General features: G+C 67.2%; 17 protein-coding genes. 3 read left to right on the top strand and 14 right to left on the bottom strand.

The genetic code is table 11. The features are described 5' to 3' along the window. Positions 1 to 31: 31 nt before the first annotated feature. Together FHS82_RS02345 and FHS82_RS02340 are read right to left on the bottom strand one after the other, a co-directional pair. Positions 32 to 1492, bottom strand: a complete 1461-nt coding sequence (locus tag FHS82_RS02345) for a hypothetical protein (RefSeq protein WP_166948274.1) — start codon at positions 1490 to 1492, stop codon at positions 32 to 34. 142 nt (positions 1493 to 1634) lie between these two features. Further along, positions 1635 to 3053, bottom strand: a complete 1419-nt coding sequence (locus FHS82_RS02340; RefSeq protein ID WP_166948929.1) for a DEAD/DEAH box helicase — start codon at positions 3051 to 3053, stop codon at positions 1635 to 1637. Positions 3054 to 3432: 379 nt separating this feature from the next. Between FHS82_RS02340 and FHS82_RS02335 the strand changes: the two genes are divergently transcribed. Continuing rightward, a complete protein-coding gene (locus tag FHS82_RS02335) occupies positions 3433 to 4023 on the top strand; it encodes an HdeD family acid-resistance protein (RefSeq protein WP_166948272.1) in 591 nt (196 codons plus the stop codon). Positions 4024 to 4026: 3 nt separating this feature from the next. Here the strand turns inward: FHS82_RS02335 and FHS82_RS02330 are convergent, their stop codons facing one another. The 8 genes from FHS82_RS02330 to FHS82_RS02295 form a co-directional block, all read right to left on the bottom strand. Next, positions 4027 to 5190, bottom strand: coding sequence for an ABC transporter permease (locus FHS82_RS02330; protein ID WP_166948270.1), 1164 nt, complete (start codon positions 5188 to 5190; stop codon positions 4027 to 4029). 3 nt (positions 5191 to 5193) lie between these two features. Further along, positions 5194 to 6213, bottom strand: coding sequence for an ABC transporter permease (locus FHS82_RS02325; RefSeq protein ID WP_166948268.1), 1020 nt, complete (start codon positions 6211 to 6213; stop codon positions 5194 to 5196). Then, the gene (locus FHS82_RS02320; protein ID WP_166948266.1) at positions 6210 to 8114 is read right to left on the bottom strand and encodes an ABC transporter substrate-binding protein; all 1905 of its coding nucleotides are present in this window, start codon (positions 8112 to 8114) and stop codon (positions 6210 to 6212) included. Before FHS82_RS02320 ends, FHS82_RS02325 begins: the two co-directional genes overlap by 4 nt. After that, entirely contained in the window at positions 8111 to 10024 is a 1914-nt protein-coding gene (locus FHS82_RS02315; RefSeq protein WP_166948264.1) for a dipeptide ABC transporter ATP-binding protein, read from the bottom strand. The genes FHS82_RS02320 and FHS82_RS02315 overlap by 4 nt, the downstream gene beginning before the upstream one ends. 85 nt (positions 10025 to 10109) lie before the next feature. Then, a complete protein-coding gene (locus tag FHS82_RS02310) occupies positions 10110 to 12050 on the bottom strand; it encodes a glycosyltransferase (RefSeq protein ID WP_166948262.1) in 1941 nt (646 codons plus the stop codon). Further along, positions 12047 to 13258: a glycosyltransferase family 4 protein gene (locus FHS82_RS02305; protein WP_343042483.1), complete on the bottom strand. Its 1212-nt coding sequence runs from the start codon at positions 13256 to 13258 to the stop codon at positions 12047 to 12049. Before FHS82_RS02305 ends, FHS82_RS02310 begins: the two co-directional genes overlap by 4 nt. Continuing rightward, positions 13255 to 14565 (bottom strand): glycosyltransferase family 4 protein, encoded by a 1311-nt coding sequence (locus FHS82_RS02300; RefSeq protein WP_208394041.1) that lies wholly within the window; start codon positions 14563 to 14565, stop codon positions 13255 to 13257. Before FHS82_RS02300 ends, FHS82_RS02305 begins: the two co-directional genes overlap by 4 nt. Continuing rightward, positions 14562 to 15845, bottom strand: coding sequence for a glycosyltransferase family protein (locus FHS82_RS02295; protein ID WP_246224979.1), 1284 nt, complete (start codon positions 15843 to 15845; stop codon positions 14562 to 14564). The genes FHS82_RS02300 and FHS82_RS02295 overlap by 4 nt, the downstream gene beginning before the upstream one ends. Positions 15846 to 16138: 293 nt before the next feature. Here FHS82_RS02295 and FHS82_RS02290 point away from each other — a divergent pair, with 293 nt between their 5' ends. After that, positions 16139 to 18838, top strand: coding sequence for an ABC transporter ATP-binding protein (locus FHS82_RS02290; RefSeq protein WP_208394040.1), 2700 nt, complete (start codon positions 16139 to 16141; stop codon positions 18836 to 18838). A 124-nt stretch (positions 18839 to 18962) separates the two neighbouring features. Beyond that, entirely contained in the window at positions 18963 to 19433 is a 471-nt protein-coding gene (locus FHS82_RS02285) for a cyclic nucleotide-binding domain-containing protein (RefSeq protein WP_166948258.1), read from the top strand. 147 nt (positions 19434 to 19580) lie between these two features. Here FHS82_RS02285 and FHS82_RS02280 read toward each other — a convergent pair whose 3' ends face one another. The 4 genes from FHS82_RS02280 to FHS82_RS02265 all read right to left on the bottom strand — a co-directional run bounded on the left by FHS82_RS02280 (position 19581) and on the right by FHS82_RS02265 (position 25702). Then, complete coding sequence (locus tag FHS82_RS02280) at positions 19581 to 20771, bottom strand: porin (protein ID WP_377700230.1); 1191 nt, start codon at positions 20769 to 20771, stop codon at positions 19581 to 19583. A 582-nt stretch (positions 20772 to 21353) separates the two neighbouring features. After that, a complete protein-coding gene (locus FHS82_RS02275; RefSeq protein WP_166948254.1) occupies positions 21354 to 23012 on the bottom strand; it encodes an arylsulfatase in 1659 nt (552 codons plus the stop codon). A gap of 41 nt (positions 23013 to 23053) precedes the next feature. Beyond that, positions 23054 to 24043, bottom strand: coding sequence for a formylglycine-generating enzyme family protein (locus FHS82_RS02270; RefSeq protein ID WP_246224977.1), 990 nt, complete (start codon positions 24041 to 24043; stop codon positions 23054 to 23056). 693 nt (positions 24044 to 24736) lie between these two features. Further along, positions 24737 to 25702, bottom strand: a complete 966-nt coding sequence (locus FHS82_RS02265) for a helix-turn-helix transcriptional regulator (RefSeq protein WP_208394039.1) — start codon at positions 25700 to 25702, stop codon at positions 24737 to 24739. Between the last annotated feature and the right edge of the window lie 61 nt (positions 25703 to 25763).

Raw genomic sequence — 25763 nt, 5'->3', positions numbered from 1 at the left:
CGAAAACAACGAGTCAGTGTGCGAATACCCGTCACGGGCAGCGGAGAGCCTTCCAGCCGAAATAAGCTTTCCAGAAGTCGGCGATGCTGCCTGGCGGCGTGATGGCGATCAGGCCGTCGGGATCGACAGCCGCCCGGATCGCCGCTGCCTCCTGCGGCGGGGCGGCGGTGCAGGCGAGCCGGTCGGCGCGCTCCCACACCTGATGGATGCGCCGCATGTCCCGTGCCTTGCCGGCATTGTAGATGGAGGTCAGCGCCGCCATGACGCCGAGCAGAACGCAGCAGATCGCCAGCGCCTGACGCGCGGTCGCACGGCCCAGCGGATGCCGGCAGGCAAAGGCGACAGCGCAGGCAACAGCGACCGTCACCGCCAGATAGGAGATGCGGCTGTCGAGGTACGCGCACGATCCCCTGTCCATGCAGGCGGCCTGATACTTCGTGCTGATGGCGACCGGCAGGGTGACCCACGCCGCGAGCAGCAGCGTGGCGAGGCCGGTGGCAGCGGGCGCGGCGAGGCGCAGCAGCCCGCCTGCGGCAGTGAAAAGCGCGGCGGCCACGGCGACGCCGGTCGCGGCCGCGACCAGGAGTTCCCACGCCTCCGCCGACGACAGGCCGCCACCCAGACGCGGAAAGGCCGTGCCGTCGCGGACATGGCCGAAGATGGTGCCCGCGACCTTGAGCGGATGCGCGATGCCGCCCGCCGAGTTGCCGTCGTAAACGCCCGGATTCCACCAGCGGAACAGAAGATAGGGCCCGACGGCCGCGAGCACGGCGAGACCGTCCGCATGCACGAAGCGGCGTGCCAAGGCGAGCTGGAGCGCCTGCCGCCAGCCCCGCCCCTCCTGCCGGGCCACGCCGGCGCGGGCCGCGTATTCCGCCAGCAGCAGCGCCGTGCCGAACGCCACCGCGAATTCACTGACCAGCATGCCGAGTGCGAAGACGACCTGCGCCGGCAGTTCCGCTGCCGCGCGCAATGCATGCCGCTGCCGCAGGCGGACGATCGCGATGCGCGCACCGAGGATGGCGATGAGGGGAACGGTGTTCTGCAGCGGATAGGCGTTCGGCGGCATGAAGGCGAAGGCCAGCGGATGCAGCGCCACCAGCAGCACGAACAGGAAGACACGTAGGTCCGTTTGCAGGACCGTGCTGACGAAGACCGCGAAAAGCAGCAGCTGCGCGACATAGAGCGCCACGAAAACCGCCCGCCAGACGGGATCGCCCGACAGATAGGCGCCGAGCACGTTGAGCGGCAGCATCAGCAACTGGCCGACGCGCCCCTGCTCGATGGCCGCGTGCATGGCATTGTCCGCCACCGCCTCGCTACCTTCGATGGCGAGTTGCAGAAACCAGATGTCATCGCCAGACAGACGATAGCCGGCGAGATACGGCAGCATGGCCATGAGCGTGACCGCCGCGACCATGGTCGCCAGCGCAAGCATGGGCGGGCCCGGCCGCCGCGACGCACTCATACGGATGGGCGCGGTGCTGTCCATGCAGTTCTTCCGTTGCGGTTGCGGCGCGACGCCGGCGCCACGCAAGCCTTGATTCAGAGCGCCCGATGTTCTGATCGATCAGACGATTTCATCCGGTCGGAAAGCGCTCTGAAGGAGCGCCCGGCGGGCGCTCCTGCGGCATTCAGCGGCCGCGCGCGGGCTTCATGAACGACATGTCGCCGATGCGCTCGCCGCCACGGTTGTCGCGCCGGGCGTTGTGGCCGCCGCGGGCGCGCTGCTCGCCCGCGTGCGGGCGATCGTGGCGCTCGCCACCGGCTTCCGTGCGCGGCTTCGCGCGCTGGCCTTCACCGGGCTTGCCGGGGCGTGCCTGCCCCCGGCCGGGTGCGGCGGGGCGCCCGCCATTACCGCCGGGCCTGCCGGCACGGCCAGGCTTCGGCGCGGGACGGGCGCTCTCCTCCGCCTCGGCGGCGCCGGGCAGGCGGCGATCCTCGCTCGGGATGCTCTGGCGCGTCAGCCGTTCGATGTCGCGCAGGTATGCGCGCTCCTCGGCGTCGCAGAACGAGATGGCAGAGCCCTCCGCCCCCGCGCGCGCCGTGCGGCCGATGCGATGCACGTAGGATTCCGGCACGTTCGGCAGGTCGAAGTTCACCACGTGCGTGACGCCCTCGACATCGATGCCGCGCGCGGCGATATCGGTCGCCACCAGAATCTTGCGCTTGCCGGAGCGGAAGTCGGCGAGCGCGCGCTCACGCTGGCTCTGGCTCTTGTTGCCGTGGATGGCGGAGGCGGGAATGCTCGCTTCCTCCAGATGGCGCACGATGCGGTCCGCCCCGTGCTTGGTGCGGCTGAACACCAGCGTGCGGCCCATGTCGTCGTCCCGCAGGATATCGACCAGCAGGTTGCGCTTGCGCGCCGTCTCGATGAACAGCACCTTCTGCGCGATACGCTCGGCAGTGGTGGCGACGGGCGTCACCGACACCTGGACCGGGTCACGCAGCAGGTCCGCCGCGAGCGCGCCGATCTCCTTCGGCATCGTGGCCGAGAAGAACAGGTTCTGGCGCACCTTCGGCAGCAGCGGCACGAGGCGGCGGATGGCGTGGATAAAGCCCATGTCGAGCATCTGGTCGGCCTCGTCGAGCACGAACACCTCAACATGGCTGAGGTTCACGGCGCGCCCGTCGAGATGGTCGATGAGGCGGCCGGGGGTGGCGACGAGGATGTCGACGCCGCGCGCCAGCTCCTGCGCCTGCGGGCGGGCGGAGACGCCGCCGAACACGACGGCCACGCGCAGCTTCAGATGCCGGCCGTAGGAGCGGATGCTTTCCGCGATCTGGCTCGCGAGTTCGCGCGTCGGGCTCAGCACCAGCGCGCGGCAGCCGTGGCGTGGCGCCGGCTTCCTGTCGCGCGACAGGCGGTCGAGAATCGGCAGCGAGAAGGCTGCCGTCTTGCCGGTACCGGTCTGGGCGATGCCGAGCAGGTCCCTGCCCTGCAGCAGATGGGGGATGGCCTGGGCCTGGATGGGCGTGGGCTTCTCATAGCCCTCTTCAGCCAGCGCCGACAGGAGGGGAGCGGCCAGACCAAGTTCCTGAAAGGAAGTCAATTCGATAATCTTTCGCATGAAGCGACATCTCCGCCCCGGCGGAAACCGACGGGCAGAGCGATCGCGGGGTGGTGGACGCCCCGCGTGATCCGGGCTGTTCCTGAAAATAACCGTGTCCGGCAGGACGATCCGCACGAGGGGACCGCTCACGCGACCTGAACACAAAAGCGCCCGACCGGGCGCATGGCAGCCATATGGGCTTTTCTTCGCCATAAGTCAAGCGCCGATGCGCGGACCGCCGCCGCCGGGCGGCGCGGAATGCAGCATAAATATATTGTAAAAATTCGCGAATTGACCTTGCTGCTATGCAATACGGCCGAATGATACTAGAGTGCCGCAAGTAACGTCCACCCGGACAAAGCATAAGGAAAGGGCTGCCATGCCTACATCCGTTCAGCACAATCACGAACCGGCCATCAACGCCATTGCGGAAGAAGTGCGCTCCAAGTGGGTGTGGTTCCTGCTGCTCGGCATCATCCTGCTCGTCCTCGGCGGCATCGCGCTCGGCAACCTGCTGGTGGCCACGCTGGCGACCGTCTACTACATCGGCGCGCTGATCCTCATCGGCGGCGTGCTGCAGATCGCGCATGCCTTCCAGGTCAAGGAATGGGGCAACTTCCTCGTCTGGCTGCTGAGCGGCGCATTCTATGCGCTCGCGGGCTTCTTCGCCTTCTACAACCCGCAGCTCGCCTCGGTGGCGTTCACGCTGGTGCTGGCGGTCTCGCTCATCGCCTCGGGCGTGCTGCGCATCTGGACGGGCTTCGCCGCCCGCCCGCGCGAGGGCTGGGGCTGGCTCGTGGCGGCGGGCGTGGCGGCGCTTGTCGTCGGCATCGTCATCGCCGCGCGCTGGCCCGTGAACTCGCTCTACCTGATCGGGCTCATCCTCGCCATCGAACTCATCTTCGAGGGCTGGTCCTTCATCGCCGTGGCGCTTGCGCTGCGGGCGCGGAAGGGCAAGCCGCTCGTCTGAAGATCATTCGTGATAGGGGTCGGCTGCGTCGCGCAGGCCGTCCCCCACGAAGTTGAAGGCCAGCACCACGAGCACCACCGGCACGATCGGCCACAGCAGCCACGGCTGCAGGCTGACGGCGGCGAGGTTCTGCGCCTCGTTGAGCAGCACGCCCCAGCTCGTCACCGGCGGACGCAGCCCGAGCCCCAGGAACGACAGCGCCGTCTCGCCGAGAATCATCGACGGGATGGACAGCGTGGCCGAGGCGATCAGGTGGCTCATGAAGTTGGGGATGAGATGGCGCGCGATGATGCGCGTCCGCGAGGCGCCCATCAACTCCGCCGCCTTGACGAAGTCTTCCTCCCGCAGCGCCAGCAGCTTCGAGCGGACGGCCCGCGCCAGCCCCGGCCAGTCGAGCAGGCCCAGAATGATGGTGATGCCGAAGAACACGGCGACGGGCGACCAGTTTGCCGGCAGCGCGGCGGAAAGCGCGAGCCACAGCGGCAGCTCCGGCAGCGAGCGGAGGATCTCGATCAGCCGCTGGATGGCGCTGTCCACCCAGCCGCCGAGATAGCCCGCGACGCCGCCGAAGAACAGCCCGAGCGCGAACGACACGCCGATTCCCACCAGCCCGATGACGAGCGAGATGCGCGCGCCATAGATGATGCGCGACAGCAGATCGCGGCCGAGCCTGTCCGTGCCCATGAGGAAGAACGTACCTCCCTCCGGCGGGCAGACGAGGCGGAAGCGCATTTCCACGAGCCCCCAGAAGCGGTAGGGCGAACCCTGACAGAAGAAGCGCAGCCGCTGCGGCGCCGTGCGGTCCACGACATAATCGCGCGTGAACGTCTCCTTGTTGAAGGTGAAGCTGTAGGGATAGACAAACGGCCCGACGAACTCACCGTCGTGGAACAGGTGCACGGGCTGGGGCGGCGCGTAGAGGAAATCGCCGTTGCGCTCCGACTGCCCATAGGGCGCGATCACCTCGACGAAGGGCACCATGGCGTAGAAGAACAGCAGCACGAAGGCCGAGACGACCGCGAGCCGGTTGCGGCGGAACTTCCACCAGATCAGCGCCAGCGACGAGGCGCGGTAGAAGCGCTCGTCCTCGTGCCGTCCGGGATCGGAAACGCCCGGATCGAACGGCTGCGCATCGACGAAATGGGGCGTCGCGAGCTGTTCCCTCATGCCTCAGCGCCCCCCGAGCCGGATGCGCGGATCGAGCCACGCGAGCAGGATGTCCGAGATCAGCATGCCGACCACCGTCAGCACCGCCACGAACATCAGGATAAAGCCGGCGAGGTACTGGTCCTGCGCCTTCAGCGCCGCGAGCAGGATGGGCCCCACCGTCGGCAGGCTCATCACCAGCGACACCAGCACCGAGCCGGAGACGAGTTGCGGCAGCAGATTGCCGATGTCTGAAATGAACGGGTTGAGCGCCATGCGGAACGGATATTTCAGCAGCGCCTTGCCCGGCGGCAGCCCCTTGGCGCGGGCGGTGACGTAGTACTGCTTGCCCAGTTCATCGAGCAGGTTGGCGCGCATGCGCCGGATCATCGCCGCCGTGCCGCCGAGCCCGATGACGATGGTCGGCACAATGAGATGCTCCGCGAGCGAGCGCACCTTCTCCGCCGTCCACGGCGCGCCGGCGAATTGCGGGTCGTAGAGCCCGCCGATGGAGATGCCGAACCAGCGGTTCATGTAATAGAGCAGGATCAGCGCGAGCAGGAAGCTCGGCGTCGCGAGCCCCAGATAGCCGAACAGCGTCACCACATAGTCGCCGATCGAATACTGGCGCCGGGCGGAATAGATCGCGATGGGGATCGCCACCACATGCACGAAGATCACCGTGGTGAGGTTGAGCAGCAGCGTCAGCCACAGCGCGTCTCCCACCACCTCCCGCACCGGACGGTCGTATTCGAAGGACCAGCCCCAGTTGCCCTGCAGCAGGCCGGCATGATCGCCGCCGGGTCCGGGCCACACGCCCACCCAGGCGAGATACTGCTCCCACGCGGGCCGGTCGAGGCCGTATTGCGCCACGAGGAATTCCGCCCGCGCCGCTGCCGAGGCATCGCCCTGCGCACGCAGTTCCGCGATCTGGTTGGTGAGGAAATCGCCGGGCGGCAACTTGATGATGATGAAGATCAGGGCGCTGATGATCAGCAGCGTCACCAGCATGGTCGCGAGGCGGCGGGCGAGATAGCGGATCATGACGGCGCCTGCCCGCGCCTGCCCGCGTCGTCCCAGAACAGCGCATCGATGCGGTAGACGCCGATCATCGCCGTCGGCTCCCAGCTATAGACCGCGTCCTCCGGCAGATTGCGCAGGCCGTCCCGCAGCACGATGGGCTGCAACGCACCCGCCACGGTGCCGATGATCCACTGCTCGTCGGCGTGCATTTCGAGCATCTGGTGCCAGATGCCGGTCTTGACGGCGTCCCTGCTTTCCTCCAGCCATTCGCCGTAGAGCGCGAGCAGCCGGCGCGGCACCTCCATGTCGCAGGCCTCGCCGACCTTGCCGCCGGTCTCCATGTACTGCCCCCATTTCGGCCAGGCGTAGTTGTCCTGATACACGGGCGCGAGCCCCGTCGGCGGCATGATCTCGGTCGGCATGGCGTTGTCGAGACCGGGTGCGGCGATCATCACCGGCAGGCCGGAATAGGAGCGGTTGCGCAGCACGGTGCGGTCCTGCGGCTTGATGAACAGCTTGACGCCGATATCGCGCCAGAACTCGGTGATGAGCTGCAGCGCATCGACCGCCACCGCCGCGTCGCCCTCCACCTCGACCACGATCTCCAGGATGCGCCCGTCCGGCAGCAGGCGCACGTCGCCCGGCCCGCGCGCGGCGAGCCCCGCCTCGTCCAGCAGCGCGTTGGCGGCCGCCGGATCGTATTGCGCGAAACGGCTGCGGTACTCGGGCCGGAACAGGCGAGACCCCTCGCGCACCGTGTTGTTGCCCTCGGTGCCCAGCCCGAAGAACAGCGCGTTGTTGAGGGTGTTGCGGTCGATGCCGAGCGACAGCGCCCGACGGAAGCGCACGTCCCGGTTCAGCGCCCGCCATACCGGATCGGCCGCCGTGAGGTTGGGATAGAGCGCCACTTCCGAGCCGCGCGCGATGGGCCACATCAGCGTGCGGTAGCCATGCGCCTTCTCGCCCTGCTTCAGCACGGGGATATCCGCCATGTTGAGCCCGCGCGACATCAGGTCCACCTCGCCTGCGTTGGCCTTGGCGGCGAAGAGGCCCGGCGAGGCGAGATCGACGACGATCTCATCCACGTAGGGCAGTTGCTGCCCCGTCGGATCCACGCGGTGGTAATAGGGGTTGCGCCGGAAGACGAACCGGCTCGCCGGCCCGGCATTCGTCACCCGCCACGGATAGACGGTGGGCATGTCCGGGTCGGCCTCGTCGCCCATGGCGTCGTAGCGGTTGTGGAGCGCCGCCCAGGAGCGCACGTTCGCCGACGCCACCCGCCGCGCCAGTTCCGCGTCTCCCGCATAGCGGCTGTGGAACTGCCGCAGGTAATGGGCGGGCGAATAGATCAGCGCATCGCGCGGCCCGGCCAGCGCCGGCAGGAAACGCGGGTTGGGAACCTCCCACGTGTAGCGCACGGTCAGCGCGTCGAGCACCTCGAAGCGGGGCGGCTCGCCCGCCGCCAGCATGAACATGGGCGGCCCGGCCGGGTTGAGGTCCCGATGGAGCGCCACATCCTCCCACCAGTAGCGGAAGTCCTCCGCGGTGAACGGCGCGCCGTCCGACCAGCGGTGGCCCTTGCGCAGGTGCAGCGTGAACACGCGCCCGCCCTCGCTGTCGACGGCGCGCAGCAGGTCGGGCGTGAGATCGAGGTTGCGGTCGTAGCCGACGAGGCGGGTGTAGGCCATCGTTGACAGATAGCGAATGTCGCGCGCTCGCGGCACGAGCGTGACGATGCGCCCGCCGCGTACGCCGATCCTGCCGCCTTCCGCGCGCGGGTCGTAGACCAGCGGCTCCTCCGGCGGGCTGCCCGTCTCGCGCGTCTGCGTCAAGTCCTGGGCCGCACCGGCATCGACGCCGAGCAGCGCGGCGGTGGACAGGCCGCCCAGTCCGAGGAGTATCTGCCGGCGATCGATCGTCATGCTGCCTCCTCGACTGTGTGCACGCCGATGCGCACGCGGTGGCCGTTGCCGAGGTCCTGCATCGTCCCGACGTGTCCGGGCTGCAGGCGGAACGGCATCGGCCATTGCGCGGGGTCGGAGAAACTGCCGGAGCGCAGGGCGGCGAAATCGAGCGGATGGTCGAGATCGGGGCTCGGCACCGCCGCGAGCAGCGCCCGCGTGTAGGGGTGATGCGGATTGGAGAACAGCACCTGCTTCGGCGCCTGCTCGACGATATAACCCCGGCACATCACGGCGATCTCGTCGGCGATGTAGTCGACCACCGCGAGGTTGTGCGAGACGAACAGGTACGACAGCCCCATCGCCGTCTGCAGGTCCTTCAGCAGGTTGAGCACTTGCGCCTGCACCGAAACGTCAAGCGCCGAGACCGGCTCGTCGCACAGCAACAGGCGGGGACGCAGCGCGAGCGCGCGGGCGATGCCGAGCCGCTGCCGCTGGCCACCGGAAAACGAATGCGGATAGCGGCGCAGATGGCGGCGTTCCAGCCCGACGCGCTCCACGAGTTCGACGGCCCGCCGGTAATGCGCGTCGCTGTCGCCCACGCCGTGAATGACGAGCGGCTCGGTCAGCAGTTCGTAAACCGTCATGCGCGGATTGAGCGACGAGAACGGGTCCTGAAACACGAACTGCACATCGCGGCGGAACGCCATCAGGTCGTCGCCCGTGAGCGTGGCGATGTCGCGCGGCCCCGTGTTCGCGCCTTTGCCGTCATCGAACAGCACACGCCCGCCGCTGGCCGGGATGGCGCGCATGACGATCTTCGACAGAGTCGTCTTCCCGCAGCCCGATTCCCCCACCAGTCCCAGCGTGCGGCCCGGCGGCAGCGACAGGCTGACATGCGAGACGGCGCGCACCTCCCCCACGTTCTTCCGGAAAAGACCGGCGCGGCGCGTGTAGGTTTTCGACACGTCGTCGATGATCAGGATCGGCCCCCGGGCGGCGGCGGGCCGCTCCGCCGCCGCGACCGGCGCAATCGCCACGGCCTCGCGGATGGGCGTCAGGCGTTCGCCGGGCTGCATGCCGAAGCGCGGCACGGCCTTCAGCAGCGCCTTGAGATAGGGATGGCGCGGATCGCGGAACAGCGCATCGCGCGCGCCCGATTCCACGATCCGGCCGCGATACATCACGGCCATGGTGTCGGCCATGTTGGCGACAACGCCGAGATCATGCGTGATCAGCAGGATAGCCATGCCGGTTTCGGCCTGCAGGTCGCGCATCAGGTCGAGAATCTGCGCCTGTGTGGTCACGTCGAGCGCGGTCGTCGGTTCGTCGGCGATGAGCAGCGCCGGGCGGCAGATCAGCGCCATCGCTATCATCGCCCGCTGGCGCATGCCGCCCGACAGCTCGAACGGATAGGTGTCGAACACGCGCGCGGGATCGGCGAAGCCGACGCGGGCGAACACCGCCTCCGCCTCCCGCCGCGCCTCCTTCGCGGTGATGTCCCGATGCAGCGTCACCGCTTCCGCCACCTGGTCGCCGACCGTGTGCAGGGGCGACAGCGAGGTCATCGGTTCCTGAAAGATCATGGCGATGCGCCCGCCGCGCAGCCGGCGCATGGGCTTGCCGTCCGCATCCAGTCGGGCGATGTCGATGCGCTTGCCGCCTGCCGGATCGGCGAAGACGAGCGAGCCGCCGGTGATGGCCGCCGATCGCGGCAGGATGCGCAGGATCGCCTGCGCCGTCACCGATTTTCCGGAACCCGATTCGCCGACCAGCGCCAGCGTGCGCGCGGCCGGAATGTCGAAGGAAACGCCGTGCAGCGCCCGGAACGGCGTGCCCCCGCCGGCGAAATCGATCACCAGATCGCGCACCGTGAGCACGGGCGACGCCTGAGACGCTGAATTAGGGAACCGACGCTCGTCCTCCGCCACGCCGCATCACTCCAGCCCGACAATTGCAGCCTAGTCTAGCACCGCCTGATCCAGTGAATACCGATTTTTGCATGACGTCCTCATGTCACGCGGCACACCAGGCTTCTTCCTCGCCCGCTTCCCGGAATAACCGCCGCGCGTCCGCACGCACCACCGCCGGATGATCGAGGAGGAAGGCCAGCAGATCGTCGCAGAACGCCCAGGTCGCCTCGTCCTGCGCCAGATGGTGGGTCAGCAGCCCGAGCACGATCTCGCCGCCCGCCGCCGCCCGGGCGCGCACCGCGAGCGCCGCACGGTCGTCGATCTCCGCCAGCGGCAGCAGGCCGCCGCCGCCATGCCAGTCGATGGGGTCGATGTGCGTGTGGGCGATGGCGAGGCCCCGAGCCCGTCGCGCATCGGGCCGGGTGGCCTTGCCCGCCGCCGAAAGGCCGGCGAAGCCGCAGGCGGCGAGTTGCGCGGCAAGGTCGTCGCTGACACGGTTCCACGGCGGCACGAAGACCGGCAGCAGCGGCGCGCCGAATGTCTCGCCGGCACGGCGCAGGCCCTCGGCGGCGTCCTTGCACAGCGCGGCGAGCGGCCGGTGCGGGCCGAACTCGGCTTTCTTTTCCCCTTCCGGCGCGTGGTTTGCGTGCGACAGCCCGTGCACGAGCACACTGGCCAGCGGCTCACCCGCGAGCCGGTCCGCCAGCGCTTGCGTCGCGTGGGCGGGAATGGCGGCGATCGCCACGGGCAGGGCATGTTTCGCGGCGAGCGACAGCAGGCGGTCAAGCGCCGGCGTCGGCGCCACCGCATCGTCGTCCCGCCACCACAGCGCCACGCTGCCTCCGCCAGCGGCCACTTCGTCGAGCGCCCGCGACAACGCCGGAAAGCGCCGGCACCGCGCCTGCGCGAAGCACGCGACGAGAGCGACGCTCGCCGCCACGCCGTCCCGGTCGATGGCAGCCCCCGGCGGCAGCGGGCGCGCCAACGTCTGCGTCACAGCCTGCGCCAGCGCCTGCGCCGAAAGCCCGGCCTCCGGCACCACGGCGAACGGCCACACGCCCGCCTCGGCGAGACTTTCCGCGCGCAGGCGCTGTTCCGTCTCGCGCCCGGCCTCGAAAGGCACCACGACCGCACGCACGCGCGCGCGCACGATGTCGATAACGGTGTTGTATCCCGCCTGGCTGACCGATAACGCCGCCCGCGCCAGCAGCGCCGGAAAATCGGCCCGCGCCCGTTCGACCGTCATATGGGCGGGCGCCTCCCCGGCCAGCGCGGCGAACGCTTCCTCCGGGACGCCGCGCCCCACGAGCAAGCGCCAGCGGTGCCCGGCAACGGACCGCGCCGCCCCGAGCGCGGCGCGGAACAACGGCAGCGAGGCCGCGCTGCCGCCGCCGGAGACGACGATCTCGCCAGCGCCGTCGGCACCCTCGCCGGCCGGCGTGACAGGACGGTCATCGATGTAGCCGGTGTAGTGCAGCAGCGGCGCGATCTCCGCCGCGACAGGCCACGACCGCTCCAGCGGCAGCACGGCGGCGTCGCCATGCACCAGCACGCCGTCGTAAAGCGCCAGAAGCCGCGCATGCGCTTCCTCCAGCCGCCCCGGTTTGGACGGCACGACCAGCACGTCGCGGACGGAAGACAGGATGGCCGCACGCGGCACCAGCGCGCGCGCCGCTCCCGCCAACGCCAGAAACTCGTCCGCCAGCACCCGCCGGCCGAAGGGAAACAGTTCGGTGATCACGACATCAGGCCGCAGGCCCGCCACGGCCTCCATCATCAGCCGCCGCCGTTCCTCCATGATGGTGTCGCCCGCCGGCGCGCCGTCCGATCCGAGCAGCGCGGAAAAGGCCGTGCCGACGATATGCACCGGCGGGAGCTGCACCAGCCTCACCCCATCCATGGCGACGAGCGGCGCGGGCGCGCCGCCGGAAATAAGCGTCACCTCGTTCCCCGCCGCCGCGAGGCCGCGCGCGAGCGCCGCCGCCCGTGCCAGATGGCCGACGCCCAGCAGATGGGTGACGGCGATGAGCACCCTCGATGTCATACACCTTCCCTCCCGGAGCTTTTTCCGATTTCAGGAAGTCGGAAAAAGCTCCGCGATTCTTTGCCTGGAATGAATGCTGATCGATCAGCATTCATTCCAGGCAGCGGCGACAGCGCGGCGCGCAGCGTATCGGCGGCATGATCCAGCGTGCGCGATCGCGCCACCAGCGCAAGGGCGCCACCGCCCAGAACCGCCCGGCGGGCGGGATTTTCGATCAGCGCCGCGAGCGCCTGCGCGAAAGCTTCGACGTCGCCAGGCGGCGTAAGCACGCCCGTTTCCCCGTCGATCACGACGCTCGCCACACCGCCCCATGCACCGGCGAGCGACGGACAGCCCTGCGCAGCCGCCTCCAGAAAAATCATGCCGTAGGCTTCGTTGACGGCCGGCCAGACCAGCAGATCCGCCCCCGCGTAGAGCGCGGCGAGTGCCGCCGCGTCGTCGACAAGGCCGAGGAAGACGACCTCGCCGGCAAGCCCCGCGAACAGCGCCTCCACCTCCGCGCGTGCCTCGCCGTCGCCCGCGACGGTCAGCCGCCACGGCTTGGCCACCCGCGCGAGGGCGCGCGCCAGCAGGCGGAAGCTTTCCAGCTTGTCGCCCCGGCGCATCATCGCCACCGTCAGCAGCTCGGCGACCGGCCGCGGCGGGCGCGGCTCCCGGCGCCCCGGGACGGCATCGATAAAAGGCGGCAGGTCGACGAGCCGCTGCCCGCCGGCGTGCAGCCGCTCCAGCATCGCGCGGTCCTGCGCCGTCATGACGAACAGCACGTCCGCCGCCCGCAGCGCCGCCTCGTTCGCCGCATGGGCCCGCGCGAAGGCGCCGGCCGCACGGCGCGGCGCGTGCGACGCCTCGGCGATGCAATAGGGAATCGACAGCGCCCGTGCCACCGCCGGGCCGATACGGTCCACCGCCTTGTAATAGCTGTGATAGGTGAACCACAGGGCGGGCCGCGCGCCCGGCTCCCGCGCATAGAGCGTCAGCAGCCGCGCCGCCTCCGCCTCCGCCGCCTCGGCCAGCGCGTCCTGCGCGCCGTCCGCGCCTGTGGGTTCATAGGCGCGCAGCCGGCTTTCCAGGCGCGGCCGGAAACCCGCGTGCGACAGCGCGGCGAAGAGCAGCCGCGCCATGCGCCTGTCGCCCGACGCCACCGGATGGTCCGGCGCCTTCATCGGCGCATAGTAGGCAACCGCCCTACCCCCGCCGGCTGCCGTCACGTGACGGGGTCCCGCTGCCCATGCGCGAAGGAGACGGCAACGCCCAGCGCAGCCCGCAGCCGCGCCTCGATGGTGTCGATACCCGCGTCCAGCGAGAAATCCTCACGCAGGCGATCGGCCGCGGCGAAGCCGAGCACCTCGCGCCGGGCGGGATCGCGCGCCAGCAGGTTGATGGCGTTGGCGAGCAGGTCCCAACGCGCCGGGGGAACGAGCACGCCCTCGCGCCCGTCACGAATAAACTCCGGAATGCCGGCAAAATCGGTCGCCACGATGGCGAGCCCCTGGCTCGCCGCCTCCATGATCACGTTCGGCAGGCCGTCGCGGTCGCCGGCTTCGCCCGGTTTGGAGGGCAGCACGAACAGGTCCGCCTCCCGGATGAGGGCTATCACGTCCGGCTGCGCGCGCGGCCCCAGGAACGCAACCTTGTCGGCGATGCCCTCGCGCAGCGCCTGCGCCTTCAACTCGTCGAGCAGCGGGCCGCCGCCGAGATGGGCGAAACGCCAGTGCAACCCCTCCGGCAACGCAGCCAGCGCCGCGAGCAGGTCGTCGAAGCCCTTCTTCGCCACCGCCCGCCCGACGGACACGATCCGCACCGGATCGGCGGGATCGGAGCCATCCCGGTGCGAGGGCTCGGGCGGCGCCGGGAAGCGGCACAGATCGAGCCCGTGATAGGCGAGCGCCACATGGTCGCGATGCGGCGCAAGCGCGTTCAGATGCTCGCGGCCCGTGCGCGTGCAGGTGACGCCCCACAGCGCATCGGCCAGCTTCTCGCGCTTTTCCCACTCCGGCGTGGTCCAGATGTCCTTGGCGTGGGCCGAGAAGCTCCAGCTTATGCCGCGCAGCAGCGCCGTGTAGCGGGCGACGGATGCCGGCGTGTGCAGGAAATGGACGTGCAGGTGGCCGATGTCGCCGGGCAGCTCCCGCGCCATGACGAACGCCTGCCCCAACCTGCGGATGCGGCTGATGGTGCCATCGCGCGCGAAATCACGCCAGAACTGGCGTAGCACCGCGCCGAACCCCGGCAGGCGCGCGCTGGCGAGAAAGCCGCGCAGCACCCGCAACGGCGCGTTGTGCAGATATTCCGGCAAGTAGGTGACCGGCGCATGGATCGCCTTGTGCATGGGATGCACGGCCTTGTCGGTGGGATAGCGCAGCGACCAGATCTCGAACGGCAGATCGCGCTGCTGCAGGGCGAGCAGCTCCTGCGCGACGAACGTCTCGGAAAGGCGCGGGTAGCCCTTCACCACCATGGCGATTCGTCTGTGAGGCGCTTCCCGGCGCCGGATGGTCGATAGGGCCTCGGTCATTCAGCCGCCTGAGTGGGTACGGATTGCAGATGGTGCGCCTCCTTGAGGAAGGATGCAAGCCGTGTCTTGATGACCTCCAGCCCGTCGAGCAGTCCCGGCACCACGACGTCGGAGGGGCGCGGCTGCTGCTGCAGCATCCTGATCGCCGACGCCATGCGCGCCGGATCGCGCCCGCTGCCATCCTCGCAGAGCATGCGCGCCAGCCCGAGCTTCTCGGCCTGCACGGCGCGGATGTACTGCTCCAGCCGCGGGCGCGTGCGCGGCACGATGAGCGCGCGCTTGTCGAAAGACAGCAGTTCGCAGAACGTGTTGTAGCCGCCCATGGCCACGACGCCTGCGGCGCGGTCCATCAGCACCTCCAGCTTGGCGTCGAAGCCGAGCGCGTCGAGCTGCGGAATGCGGGCGATGCGCGCCATGAAGCCGTCGCGCCGCTCCCGGTTGAGAAACGGCCCGAACACGATCAGCGCGGGGATGTCCGGCGCATCCTGCGTTTCATAGGCGGAGATCACCCAGTCGATCACGTCCTCGCCGTCGCCGCCGCCGCCCGTCGTCACCAGCACGAAGCGGTCGTGCGTGAGTTCGGGATAGCGCGCGAGCCGCGATTCGCGCGGCACTTCACGGCGCAGGTAGCCGGTGTAGATGATTCGCCGCCTGACCTCCTCCGACAGGCCCAGCGCCTCCAGCGGCTCGTGGATCTGCGGCAGGCCATAAATCCAGATCTCGTCGTAACAGGCGGCGAGCGCCTCGGTCGCGCCCTTGCGCGTCCATTCCGGCACCAGCAGCGCCGGCTCGTCGAGAATGTCGCGGATACCCAGCACGAGCCTCGCGCCGCGCGCGCGCAGCAGCTCCAGCGCCGGCATCACCTCGCCGCGAAAGCCGGTCGGCTCCTTGTCGACGATGAACAGGCCCGGGCGGAAGGATTCCGCCGTGCGCGCGATGATGGCGGCGCGCAACGCGACCGCCTCATCGATGCTCATGTTGAGATTGAGGCTGCGGTAGCCTCCGTCCGGCTGCTTCACCACGCCGGGGATGCGCACATAATCGACGCCCGGATCGAACTCATAGTTGCCGATCACCGGCGAGCCGGAGACGATCAGCACCGATACCGCCGGGTTATGCGCCACGATGGCGTTGGCGATCGCGCACGCGCGGCGCAGGTGGCCGAGGCCGAACGTGTCGTGGCTGTAAATCATGACCCGGTCGGCCAATGGCCATGCTTCCCCGGCGCCTACGCCATTGGACCGTCCCGGCCCCGACACCATATCATTGACCGCTGCCATCACGGACAGCCTCCCGTAACCATGATGACAATAGCTCGCGCCCTGAACGGACAGGGTACCAGCATGAACGGAATCCCGCCGGCAGGCAATCGCCCGAATGTCGCGCCGGCGCAAGAAAATCGGACCGCCGGCACACAGCTTATCGGGCGTTCCGCGCAGCTTGTCCACAGCGGCGCCATTCGCCCGCAAGCGCAGCCGGAGCCCTTGCGCCACACGCCGCAGGTCGCATACTGCTGTCGGCGCGGGACATCGCGGGATGGCAACGTCGCGGGGAAATGCTCTTGGACAGGTCGTTGTTCCGATACATATGGCGGTATTCGAAGCGCGACCAGATCGCGATATTCATCGTCGTCATCGCGTCGCTGCCGTTCTATTTCCTGTCGCTCGACCTGCCGAAGCAGATCGTCAACGACGCCATCGTGGGGCAGGCGTTCCGCGACGGCGTCACGCACACCACGTTTCTCGACCTCGGCTTCGACCTGCCCGCCTTTCTCGGCGGCGGCACGGTGACGCTCTTTCCCGGCATCTCCGTCAACCAGATCGGCCTTCTGCTGGGGCTCTCCTTCCTCTTCCTCGCCTTCGTCTGCATCAACGGCGCCTTCAAGTACTGGATCAACATCGCCAAGGGCGCGCTGGGCGAACGCATGCTGCGGCGGCTTCGCTTCGATCTCTTCTCCACCGTCGTGCGCTTCACGCCGGATACGCTGCGGGCCGTGCGGCCCTCGGAAACCGCGACCATCATCAAGGACGAGGTCGAGCCCATCGGCGGCTTCATCGGCGATGCCTTCGTGCAGCCGCTGCTGCTCGCGAGTCAGGCGGCGACGGCGATGACCTTCATCATGATGCAGAGTGTGCAGCTCGGTCTCGTCGTGCTCTTCATCGTCGGCATCCAGTTCACCGTCATCCCGCGCCTTCGCCGCATCCAGTTGCGGCTCGGCAAGGAGCGCCAGCTCGCCTCCCGGCTGCTGGCGGGGAGAATCGGCGAGGTGGTGGAAGGCATGGACGCCGTCCACGCCCACGGCACCGGCCGCTGGGAAAAGGCCGAGATCGGCGAGCGCCTCTACCGGCTGTTCGACCTGCGCTTCCGCATCTTCAAGTGGAAGTTCATGGTCAAGTTCCTGAACAATTTCCTGTCGCAGCTCACGCCGTTTTTCTTCTATTCCGTCGGCGGCTATTTCGCGCTCACCGGCCGCCTCGATATCGGCCAGCTCGTCGCCGTCATCGCCGCCTACCGCGACCTGCCCCCTCCCCTCAAGGAGCTGATCGACTGGGACCAGCAGCGCCTCGACGTGCAGATCAAGTACGACCAGATCATCCAGCAGTTCGTGCCGGAGCATCTGCTGCCGGAGGAGCCCGGCATTTCCGCCGGCATCAACACGACGCGGCTCGCAGGCCCCGTCAGCATCGAGAAGCTGCGCGTGCTGGACAGTAACGGCGCTACGCTTGTCGACGACATTTCCGTCTCCTGGGAATATCCGGCGAGCGTCGCGCTCGTCGGCAACCCAAGTCCGGCGCCACACGCCATCGCCGATGTGCTGGCGCGCCGCATCATCCCCGCCGCCGGCACCGTCACCATCGCCGGGCAGGACTTCCTGCGCCTGCCGGAGGAGGTCACCGGCCGCCGCATCGCCTGCGCGGGCGCGCAGCCGCGTCTCTTCCCCGGCAGCCTGCGCCACAACCTGCTCTACGGCCTGCAACACAAGGTGACCCCGGCCGATTCCCGCCTGCCGGACACCGCCGACGCGGCCGAATACATCCGCATCAGGGAGGCGCTGCGCACCGGCAACCCGCTGGACAGCCCCGACGACGACTGGCTCGACCACGCCACCATCGGCATGCTCTCGGACAAGGAAATCGACGACATGCTGCTGGAAAATCTCGCGCTCGTGGGCATGGGCGACGACGTCTTCAACTTCGGCATCAACGGCTGGGTCGACACCGCGCGCTATCCCGCGCTCGCGGACAAGATTGTCGAGGCGCGCAACCACCTGCGCGCGCGGCTCGCCCAGTGCGACATGAGCGAACTGATCGAGACCTTCGACGAAAGCCGCTATGCGAACCTCGCCAGCATCGGCGAGAACCTGCTGTTCGGCGCCTCGCGCGATCCGCTGTTCAACGGGCGCGGGCGGGCGCGCAATCCGCTGCTGCTGCGCGTGCTGGACGCGGAGGGGCTGACCGGCGACCTCGTCGGCATAGGCGCGCGAATCGCCTCGACCATGATGGAGATCTTCGCCGACCTGCCTCCGGATCATCCCCTGGTGACGCAGTTCTCGTTCCTGGCATCGAACGAAATGGACGACTACGAGCGCGCGCTCTCCCGCTGGTCGCAGCAGGGCCTGCGCGGCCTGGGCCCGGACGACCGCGAGCGGTTGCTGGCCCCCTCCTTCGATTATATCGAGCCGCGACACCGTCTCAGCCTGCTGGACGACGCCCTGCGCGCGCGCATCCTGAAAGCGCGGCGGCACGTGCGCGACGAGATAGCGCGCACGGACGGCCAGTGGAATCTTGAGCCCTACGACCCCGACAAGCTTTGTCACAATGCGATGTTGCGGGACAACCTGCTCTTCGGCCGCGTCGACCTGCGCATCGCCAACGCGCGGGCGCGGGTCACGAAGGTGGTCGTCGATGTCGTCAACGATCTCGAACTGCGGCCGGCGATCAGCGCCGTCGGCCTCGATTTCGAGGTCGGGCCGGGCGGCCGCATGCTCACCGCCCGCCAGCGGGGGGGCGCCGATCTCGTGCGCTGCATCGTCAAGAAACCCGATATCCTCGTCATCGACGGCGCGCTGTCCGCCTTTTCCGATACGGATGCCGACGCCATTCTCGAATGCCTGCACACCCTGTTCAGCGACCGCTGCCTCGTCATGATCGGCCGGGACGAAACCGGCCTCAGCGGGTTCGACACCGTGATCACCTTCAACGACGAGGGCTCGTTCTCGCAGCGGGAGGATGCGGCGGGGGCGCCGCCGCGCCGGCAATCGGCACTGACCTGAAGGCGGCCGGGAGGGCGCGTCCGATTCGGACGCTTTATTTGTTCGCCCGACCGCCTTATCGTTCCGGCATTGTCGCGGGCGGATGGATCGGGCGTGGCGGGGAACGGTCACCGGAGGGCGGACCATGACTCTTGAAACGGAAGTGCAGGTGCTGCGGCGGGTTCCCATGTTCCGGGGCCTCGACAAGGGACGCCTCAAGCTCCTCGCCTTCACCAGCGAGCGCGTGAGCTTTCCGGGTGGCCAGATCCTGTTCAACCGGGGCGACACGTCGGACGCCGCCTACGTCATTCTCGACGGCCGCGCCGATGCGCTGCTGGACACGCCCGCGGGTGCGTTCAAGGTGGCCGAGTTCGGCGCCCATGACATCGTCGGCGAGATGGGCGTGCTGGCGGATACGCCGCGTACCGCGACAGTGCGCGCCGCGACGGACCTGCTGGTGCTGCGCATCGACAAGCAGGTGTTTCTGGAACTGCTCAACCAGTTCCCGCAAATTTCCATCGCCGTCATGCGCGAACTCGCCCACCGGCTGGAGCGCACCACGATTCGCCTTGCCGAAACGGCGCCGGCGGACGGTGCCTCCCCGTCGCACGATTGAGGCATCGGCACAAAGCGAAAGCCCGCCGGTGCGGACCGGCGGGCTTTCGCTTTTTCATGCCCCGCGTCGTCATGCCCTGCATCTTCGCAAGGCCCTGTCCCATCCTGCCGCAGCGCCGGCAGCACGAGGCGGCCGGCGCAACCGCAATCAGAAGTCGCGCTGCAGGCGCAGGCGGGTCTGGATCGAGTCTTCCGAACGCTTCACGTAGATCGGCGCGTTGTAGTCCACGACGTCGAAGCGGTTGCGCTCCAGACGGCCGTAGAGGACCTCGACACCGATGTCGAACTTGGACACCGGCGACCAGATGAGGGCCGAGCCGACCTGCCAGACATTGAAGTCGCGGAACAGCGCGTTATCGAGCTTGACCGGCGAGTCGTAGGACACGTTCGTGTAGGAGCCCCAGAGGGTCGAACGCACGGACGGCGTCCAGTAGTGAACACCCGCGGCGGTGATGTTCCAGCCGGCGGTGGTCTTGATATCGCCGTTGACGATATAGCCGTCCGCAATGGTGTTGACGACCTTGCCCGTCGTATTGTTACCGGTGATGCCGAGGTAGCTGAGGGCACCGTCCGCGTAAGCGGCCTGCAGCCACAGTACGTCGCCCGCGCCGAGCTGCGGGAGCTTGAACTTCACGCCGCCCTGAACGGCCCAGCCGTAGGCCGTGTCGACGCGCGTACCCCAGCTGCCGCCCCACGGATTATAGATCGTGCCGGAGTTGAGCTGGTGCAGGGCGCCCGACAGCTGGGCGGAGCCCCAGTCCTGATCGACGCGCAGATTGGCGACGACGTCCGGCAAGCGCTGGCCGGCAACATCGTAATAGTTCGCATTGATCTGGCGGTTGCCGCGGTCTTCGAGCGAGATGGTGGCCGAGAAGCCCGAACCGAACGTGGCGGTGTAGGCCAGCAGGTTGGTGGAGGCATCCGAACCGGCATTGCCGCCGAAGCTGCCCCAGTTCAGGTCATCGGCGTAGAAGTCGAAGAACGACTGTGCCTGACCGGCGGTGATGCCGGCCCACTGGATATAGGCCTTGTCGACCAGCGCGCCGCTGCCGGTGCCCTGGTTGCCGGTGTTCTTGTCGATCTGGAAGCGCAGATAGGCGCGCAGCGTGCCGAAGTCGGTCGGCGTGCGGACATCGACGTTCAGACGGGCGCGGGCCTTGATGCCGGTGGCATCCTTGTAGCGGCCGTTGCCCACGCCATAGGCGTCAGTCCGGCCGTTCTTCGGTTCGACATAGACATAATCGGCGCGCATGCGGCCGGACAGCTGGATGCAGCTATCCGTGCCGGGAACGTACCAGAAGCCAGCCCCGTATGTGGAGCAAACACGAACATATTCCACGGGCGCAGCCTTGGTTGCAGGCAGATCGGCAGCCTGCGCACCCGAGAAAGCAAAGAGTCCGGCTGCGGAACAAAGAAGAAGGCCTTTTGCGATCTTCATAATCATCAATCTCCCAAATGTCATATCTTGCGGCTTCATATGGAAGCCAAAAACCGCAAGCCGAGGCTCGCCGGAACGTATCCGATCCCGCCGCCATATCCGGCTTCGGACTGGGCAAACACGATCCATGTCCGCAACCTGTTTCATAACGCGCGACAAGACAATACCACTTTCCGCAAATATGTCGCAATTCGAACCATTCTTGCCTGATGTTGCACAAATGACGCTTCATATGTCGTTATGCATGGGGAATATGTCACGGATGTCGGCGCGACATGGAAACCGCGACGGAAACGGCGTCGGGAATGCGACATCCGAACAGGCAGCCCGCCAGCGCGGGGGAGGCAGCCTGGATATTGCGTGAACGCGGCCGAGGGGGGCAGCAAAGCAGGCCGATACGCCATCGATATGAATCGCGGTGAGCGGGATCCGGCGGAGGAAGAGGAGCCCCGGAAGGCCCCTCTTCCTTGTCCAACGCGCGACTTATCGTGCCGGAGTCAGCCGTTCGACATCCTGCAGGCGCTTCAACGCTGCCTGCTGGCGCAACATGCCGTAGTTGATGCCGCCCGCGTTCAGCGAGCTGCCTTCCTGATAGGGGAACTTGTCGAAATCGGTGAAGAACTCCTTGATCTTCCCCTGAATGGGAACGAGCAGCCACATGTTCCGGGCCAGGAACTCGGTGGCGCCGCCGCCTTCCCTCATCCCGCGCTCATAGGGATCCATCCGCAGGTTGGTGATCAGCGCCCAGGCCGGGGTCTCTCGCGTCGCAGTCGCGATGTTGCCCTCGCCGGCGATGGCGAAGCTCAGCTTCCAGTCGTTCCAGCGGATGGCATTCAGGTTGCCGCCCTGATCGAAGTAATACATCGCATCGCGAGGTGGCGTCTTGGCCTCTCCCTTCAGCAGGGAGGTGAGATCGTAGCCGTCGAGATGGACCTTGAACGTCTTCGTGCCGGAGGTGAAACCCGTCTTCAATGTCTCCTTCAAATCCAGAATGCCTGCCGCCGCCGCGAAGGTGGGCATCCAGTCCATGAGCGTGACGATGTCGTTGATCTGCGAACCCGGCTTCACCACACCGGGCCAGCGCACCAGCATGGGAATGCGCATGCCCCCCTCCCAGGTGGTGCCCTTCTCGCCGTGGAACGGCGTCATGGCGCCATCCGGCCACAGGGCCAGTTCCGCGCCGTTGTCCGTGGTGTAGAGGACGATGGTGTTGTCGGCGATGCCGAGGTCGTCCAGTTGCTTGAGGAGCTGGCCGATATGTCCGTCGTGCTCCACCATGCCGTCCGCCTCGATGCCCTTGCCGGTCTTGCCGTCGCTCTCGGGCTTCAGGTGGGTGAAGACATGCATGCGGGTCGAATTGAACCACACGAAGAACGGCTTTTCGGCCTTGTGTTGCCGGTCGATGAAGTCTTTCGCGGCGGCGAGGAACTCTTCATCCACCGTTTCCATGCGCTTCTTGTTGAGAGGGCCGGTATCCTCGATCCGCCCGTCCGCATGGGAATGGATGACGCCGCGTGGGCCGTACTTCTTCCGGAACTCGGGATCCTTCGGATAGAAATAGCCCTCCGGCTCCTCCTCGGCATTCAGATGGTACAGATTGCCGAAGAATTCATCGAAGCCGTGATTGGTCGGCAGGTGCTGGTCCTGGTCGCCCAGATGGTTCTTGCCGAACTGGCCCGTGGCATAGCCCCTGGTCTTCAGGACATCGGCGATGGTCGGCATCCAGTCGGTGATGCCGTGGGGATCGCCGGGCATGCCGATGGTGAGCAGGCCGGTGCGGAACGGCTCCTGCCCCAGGATGAAGGAGGCGCGCCCTGCAGTACAGCTCTGCTGGCCGTAGGAATCGGTGAAGATCGCACCCTCGGCTGCGATGCGGTCGATATTCGGCGTGCGATAGCCCATCAGGCCCATGGTGTAGGCGCTGATCTGCGATACGCCGATGTCATCGCCGAAGATGACGAGGATGTTCGGCGGCTTGCCGCCGGCGCCGGACGCCGGAGCGGCGTTCGGAGAGGACTGGGCAGCGGCCCGCGATCTGGACCCGAGCGTCGCCGCCGCGGCAACGAGCGCGGTCGAGCCCGCAAGAAGCGAGCGGCGCGACCAGGCGCCGGGTTCCGGAGAATTGTTCTGATCCTTCGACATGGATTTTCCTTTCTCATGGATGACGTCTTGCATCGCGACAGTCAGCTTTCTTCACGGTGCCGTTCGCGCCGCACGCATCGGAAGCCGACATGGCTCATGGCGCTGTCGATCGGCTGAGCATGCCGGGCAGCCGGGCGATATCGGCGGCAATAGTTGGGCGCACACAGGTGCGAGCCACCTTTGACCACCTTTCTGGGAATGCGGATGGTCGGAAGCGCGGGATCGAAGCTCGCCTCTTCATTGCCGCCACGGGGGTTCTGGGGAATGCAGCAAGCCTTCCCTGCATCTTCCGGATGATGGGTGGACCAGAAATCGGCGGTCCATTCCCAGACATTGCCGATCATGTCGTAAAGGCCATAGCCGTTTGCCGGGAAGGATTTCACGGGCGACGTCCGCTCGAAGCCGTCGAGCGCGAGGTTCTGGAACGGGAACTCGCCTTGCCATGTATTCGCCATCTGGCGGCCGTCGGGGTTTAATTCGTCGCCCCATGCGAATTCGGCGCCGTCGAGGCCGCCGCGCGCCGCGAACTCCCACTCCGCTTCCGTCGGAAGTTCCTTGCCGGCCCAGCGGGCGTAGGCTTCCGCATCCGTATACGCGACATGCACCACCGGGTGATCGTCCAGCCCCCTGAGGGACGAGCCGAGACCATACTGGCGTCGCCAGCTCGCGCGGGAGCGAAACTCCCACCATCGGCTCCAGTCGCGCAGGTCCACCCACCCGTCGGGCGGCGAGAACACCAGCGAGGCGGCCTTCAGCATCTCGGGACGCGCGCCCGGATAATCCTTCGGATCCGGCGCGACTTCCGCGACGGTGACATATCCGGTCGCCTCGACGAAGGCACGAAACTGGATGTTGGTCACCGGCGCGGCGTCTATGAAGAAGCTGTCGACCGTCACCCGATGGACCGGCCGCTCCTCCGGATAATGCCGGTCAGAGCCCATGCGGAACGTGCCGCCGGCGATGAAAACCATTTCGGAGGGAGGGTCGGCAACAGGTTCGGATAAACCTGCGCGGCGGACCGTATGGCTCATTTCGTCACCATCAGAGAACGGGAGACAGCAAGGAAGGCGGCAGGAAACCGACGCTCCGGCCGGCCCGGAACTACACGCAGGCATGCCGCCACAGGGCGACCGCGCACGTCGCGGAGCCAGGCTCCCAAGCACGGCTTCGCGTTCCGGCAGCCGGTACAGGAGCTGCGGGAGCGCCGAGAACACGACACTCATTCGCCCGCTCGACCAGCCCGGGCTTCAGCTGTCGGTCAGCTCAGGGTAATGGATAATGTGTGAAACGATCGTCGCGATGCGTAACGCTTCTTCGCGCACAGCGGAGTTCAAGCTCCGCCGCGCTGTTGGTTTTTTAAGTGCAGATGCCACTTTTAGGTTTATACCCAACTTTTAATATTATAGTCGACAACTAATGACGGGGTCAATACAGCTCCCGTCAAACCGCTCACATCCCTTGAAGTCGCCAGCGACGAAACTCGAAACCAATTGAATTCAACAATCTCTGCTGAACCCGGACAGAGTGTACCAATATACCGTCGCCGTGCTACTCAATAAGCGGAACGGACTGGCCGGATCCTGCAAGGAAAGCGGCTGCCGGCCTTAAAGGCCGTTAGAGCAGCTAGAATCTGTCCTGTTTCAACGTAAACAGGACAGATTCCAGATTCCTTGTTTTGAGCGAATTCTGATCGATCAGACGATTCCATCTGATCGGAACGCGCTCTAGCGATGGCGTTTCAGCGTCTCGGACGGCTTCTCACCGTAAGCCTCGTAGTATCGCCGCGCGAAATGTCCCATGTTGCCGAAGCCGCAAAGCAACCCGACGGAGGTGACGCTGGTATCCTCCGCCGGGGCGCTGAGCAGCGCATGCGCGTATCGCAGCCTGACGCGGCTCACATAGGTCATTGGCGAGATCCCGTAAGTTCGCCGGAAAAGATGGAACAGGCTCCGGGCCGTCGTCTGTGTTTCCTCGACTATCGCCTCGATGGTGATGGCACGGTTCCAGTTCGCCTCGATATAGTCGACAGCGCGGCGTATCTGCCAGGGCGCTGCCGCACGCGGCGTGCCTTCCAGCCAGTGGCTGTAATTGTGCCGATTGCCATAGAGAAAGTGCACGATGATCGCCTGCTCGATTTCCTCCACGACCAGGGGTGGCAGGAGCGCATCGCTGCGGTCGAGTTCCCGCGTGAGGTAGTCGATCAGCCGGACCTGCGATGCGGAGTGCCGGGGATTGCCGGTCGGACCGCCGATGAGCTGCAGGGGTGGATCAATCGATTGGCCGACCAATGCGGCAAGCTTGCGCGTTAGCGCGGCGGCCCCCATCCGCAAGACGATATGGGCGAAATCTTCGCCGTACGTCAGTCTTCCTCCGGCCCCCGGGCCGCCGACGACCCCGATCGCCCCGTCTACCGTCACCGTGTGGTGATTCCAGTCAACTTCTCCAGCCCCTCTCAGGGGAAAGCCCTGAACGAAGCAGTCAAGCTGCAGAACGCTCGCGCGCAGAGGCGCTCCGTAGCTCATGTACGCAAGGCCGATCGAGCCCAGTGCGCAATGGTTCACGACGCTGTCGAACGCTCGTCCTCTGGCGGGAATGTCAACGGAACGCACGGAAAAGATCGGGCTGAGCCATTGCCGCAGTTCATCCGGATCCCGCGTGCGCAGGCCAGGATGCGTATGGAGCGGTGGCATTGCAGATACCAAGCCTCGATCCTCCAGTTAGCCTTTCAGCGAAAACCAATATACAAACTGG

Source organism: Pseudochelatococcus lubricantis (genome assembly GCF_011762225.1).
In the GTDB taxonomy this organism is placed as follows: domain Bacteria; phylum Pseudomonadota; class Alphaproteobacteria; order Rhizobiales; family Beijerinckiaceae; genus Pseudochelatococcus; species Pseudochelatococcus lubricantis.
Note: the sequence above shows the minus strand (reverse complement) of the source record. Positions and strands in the feature narration are given on the sequence as shown.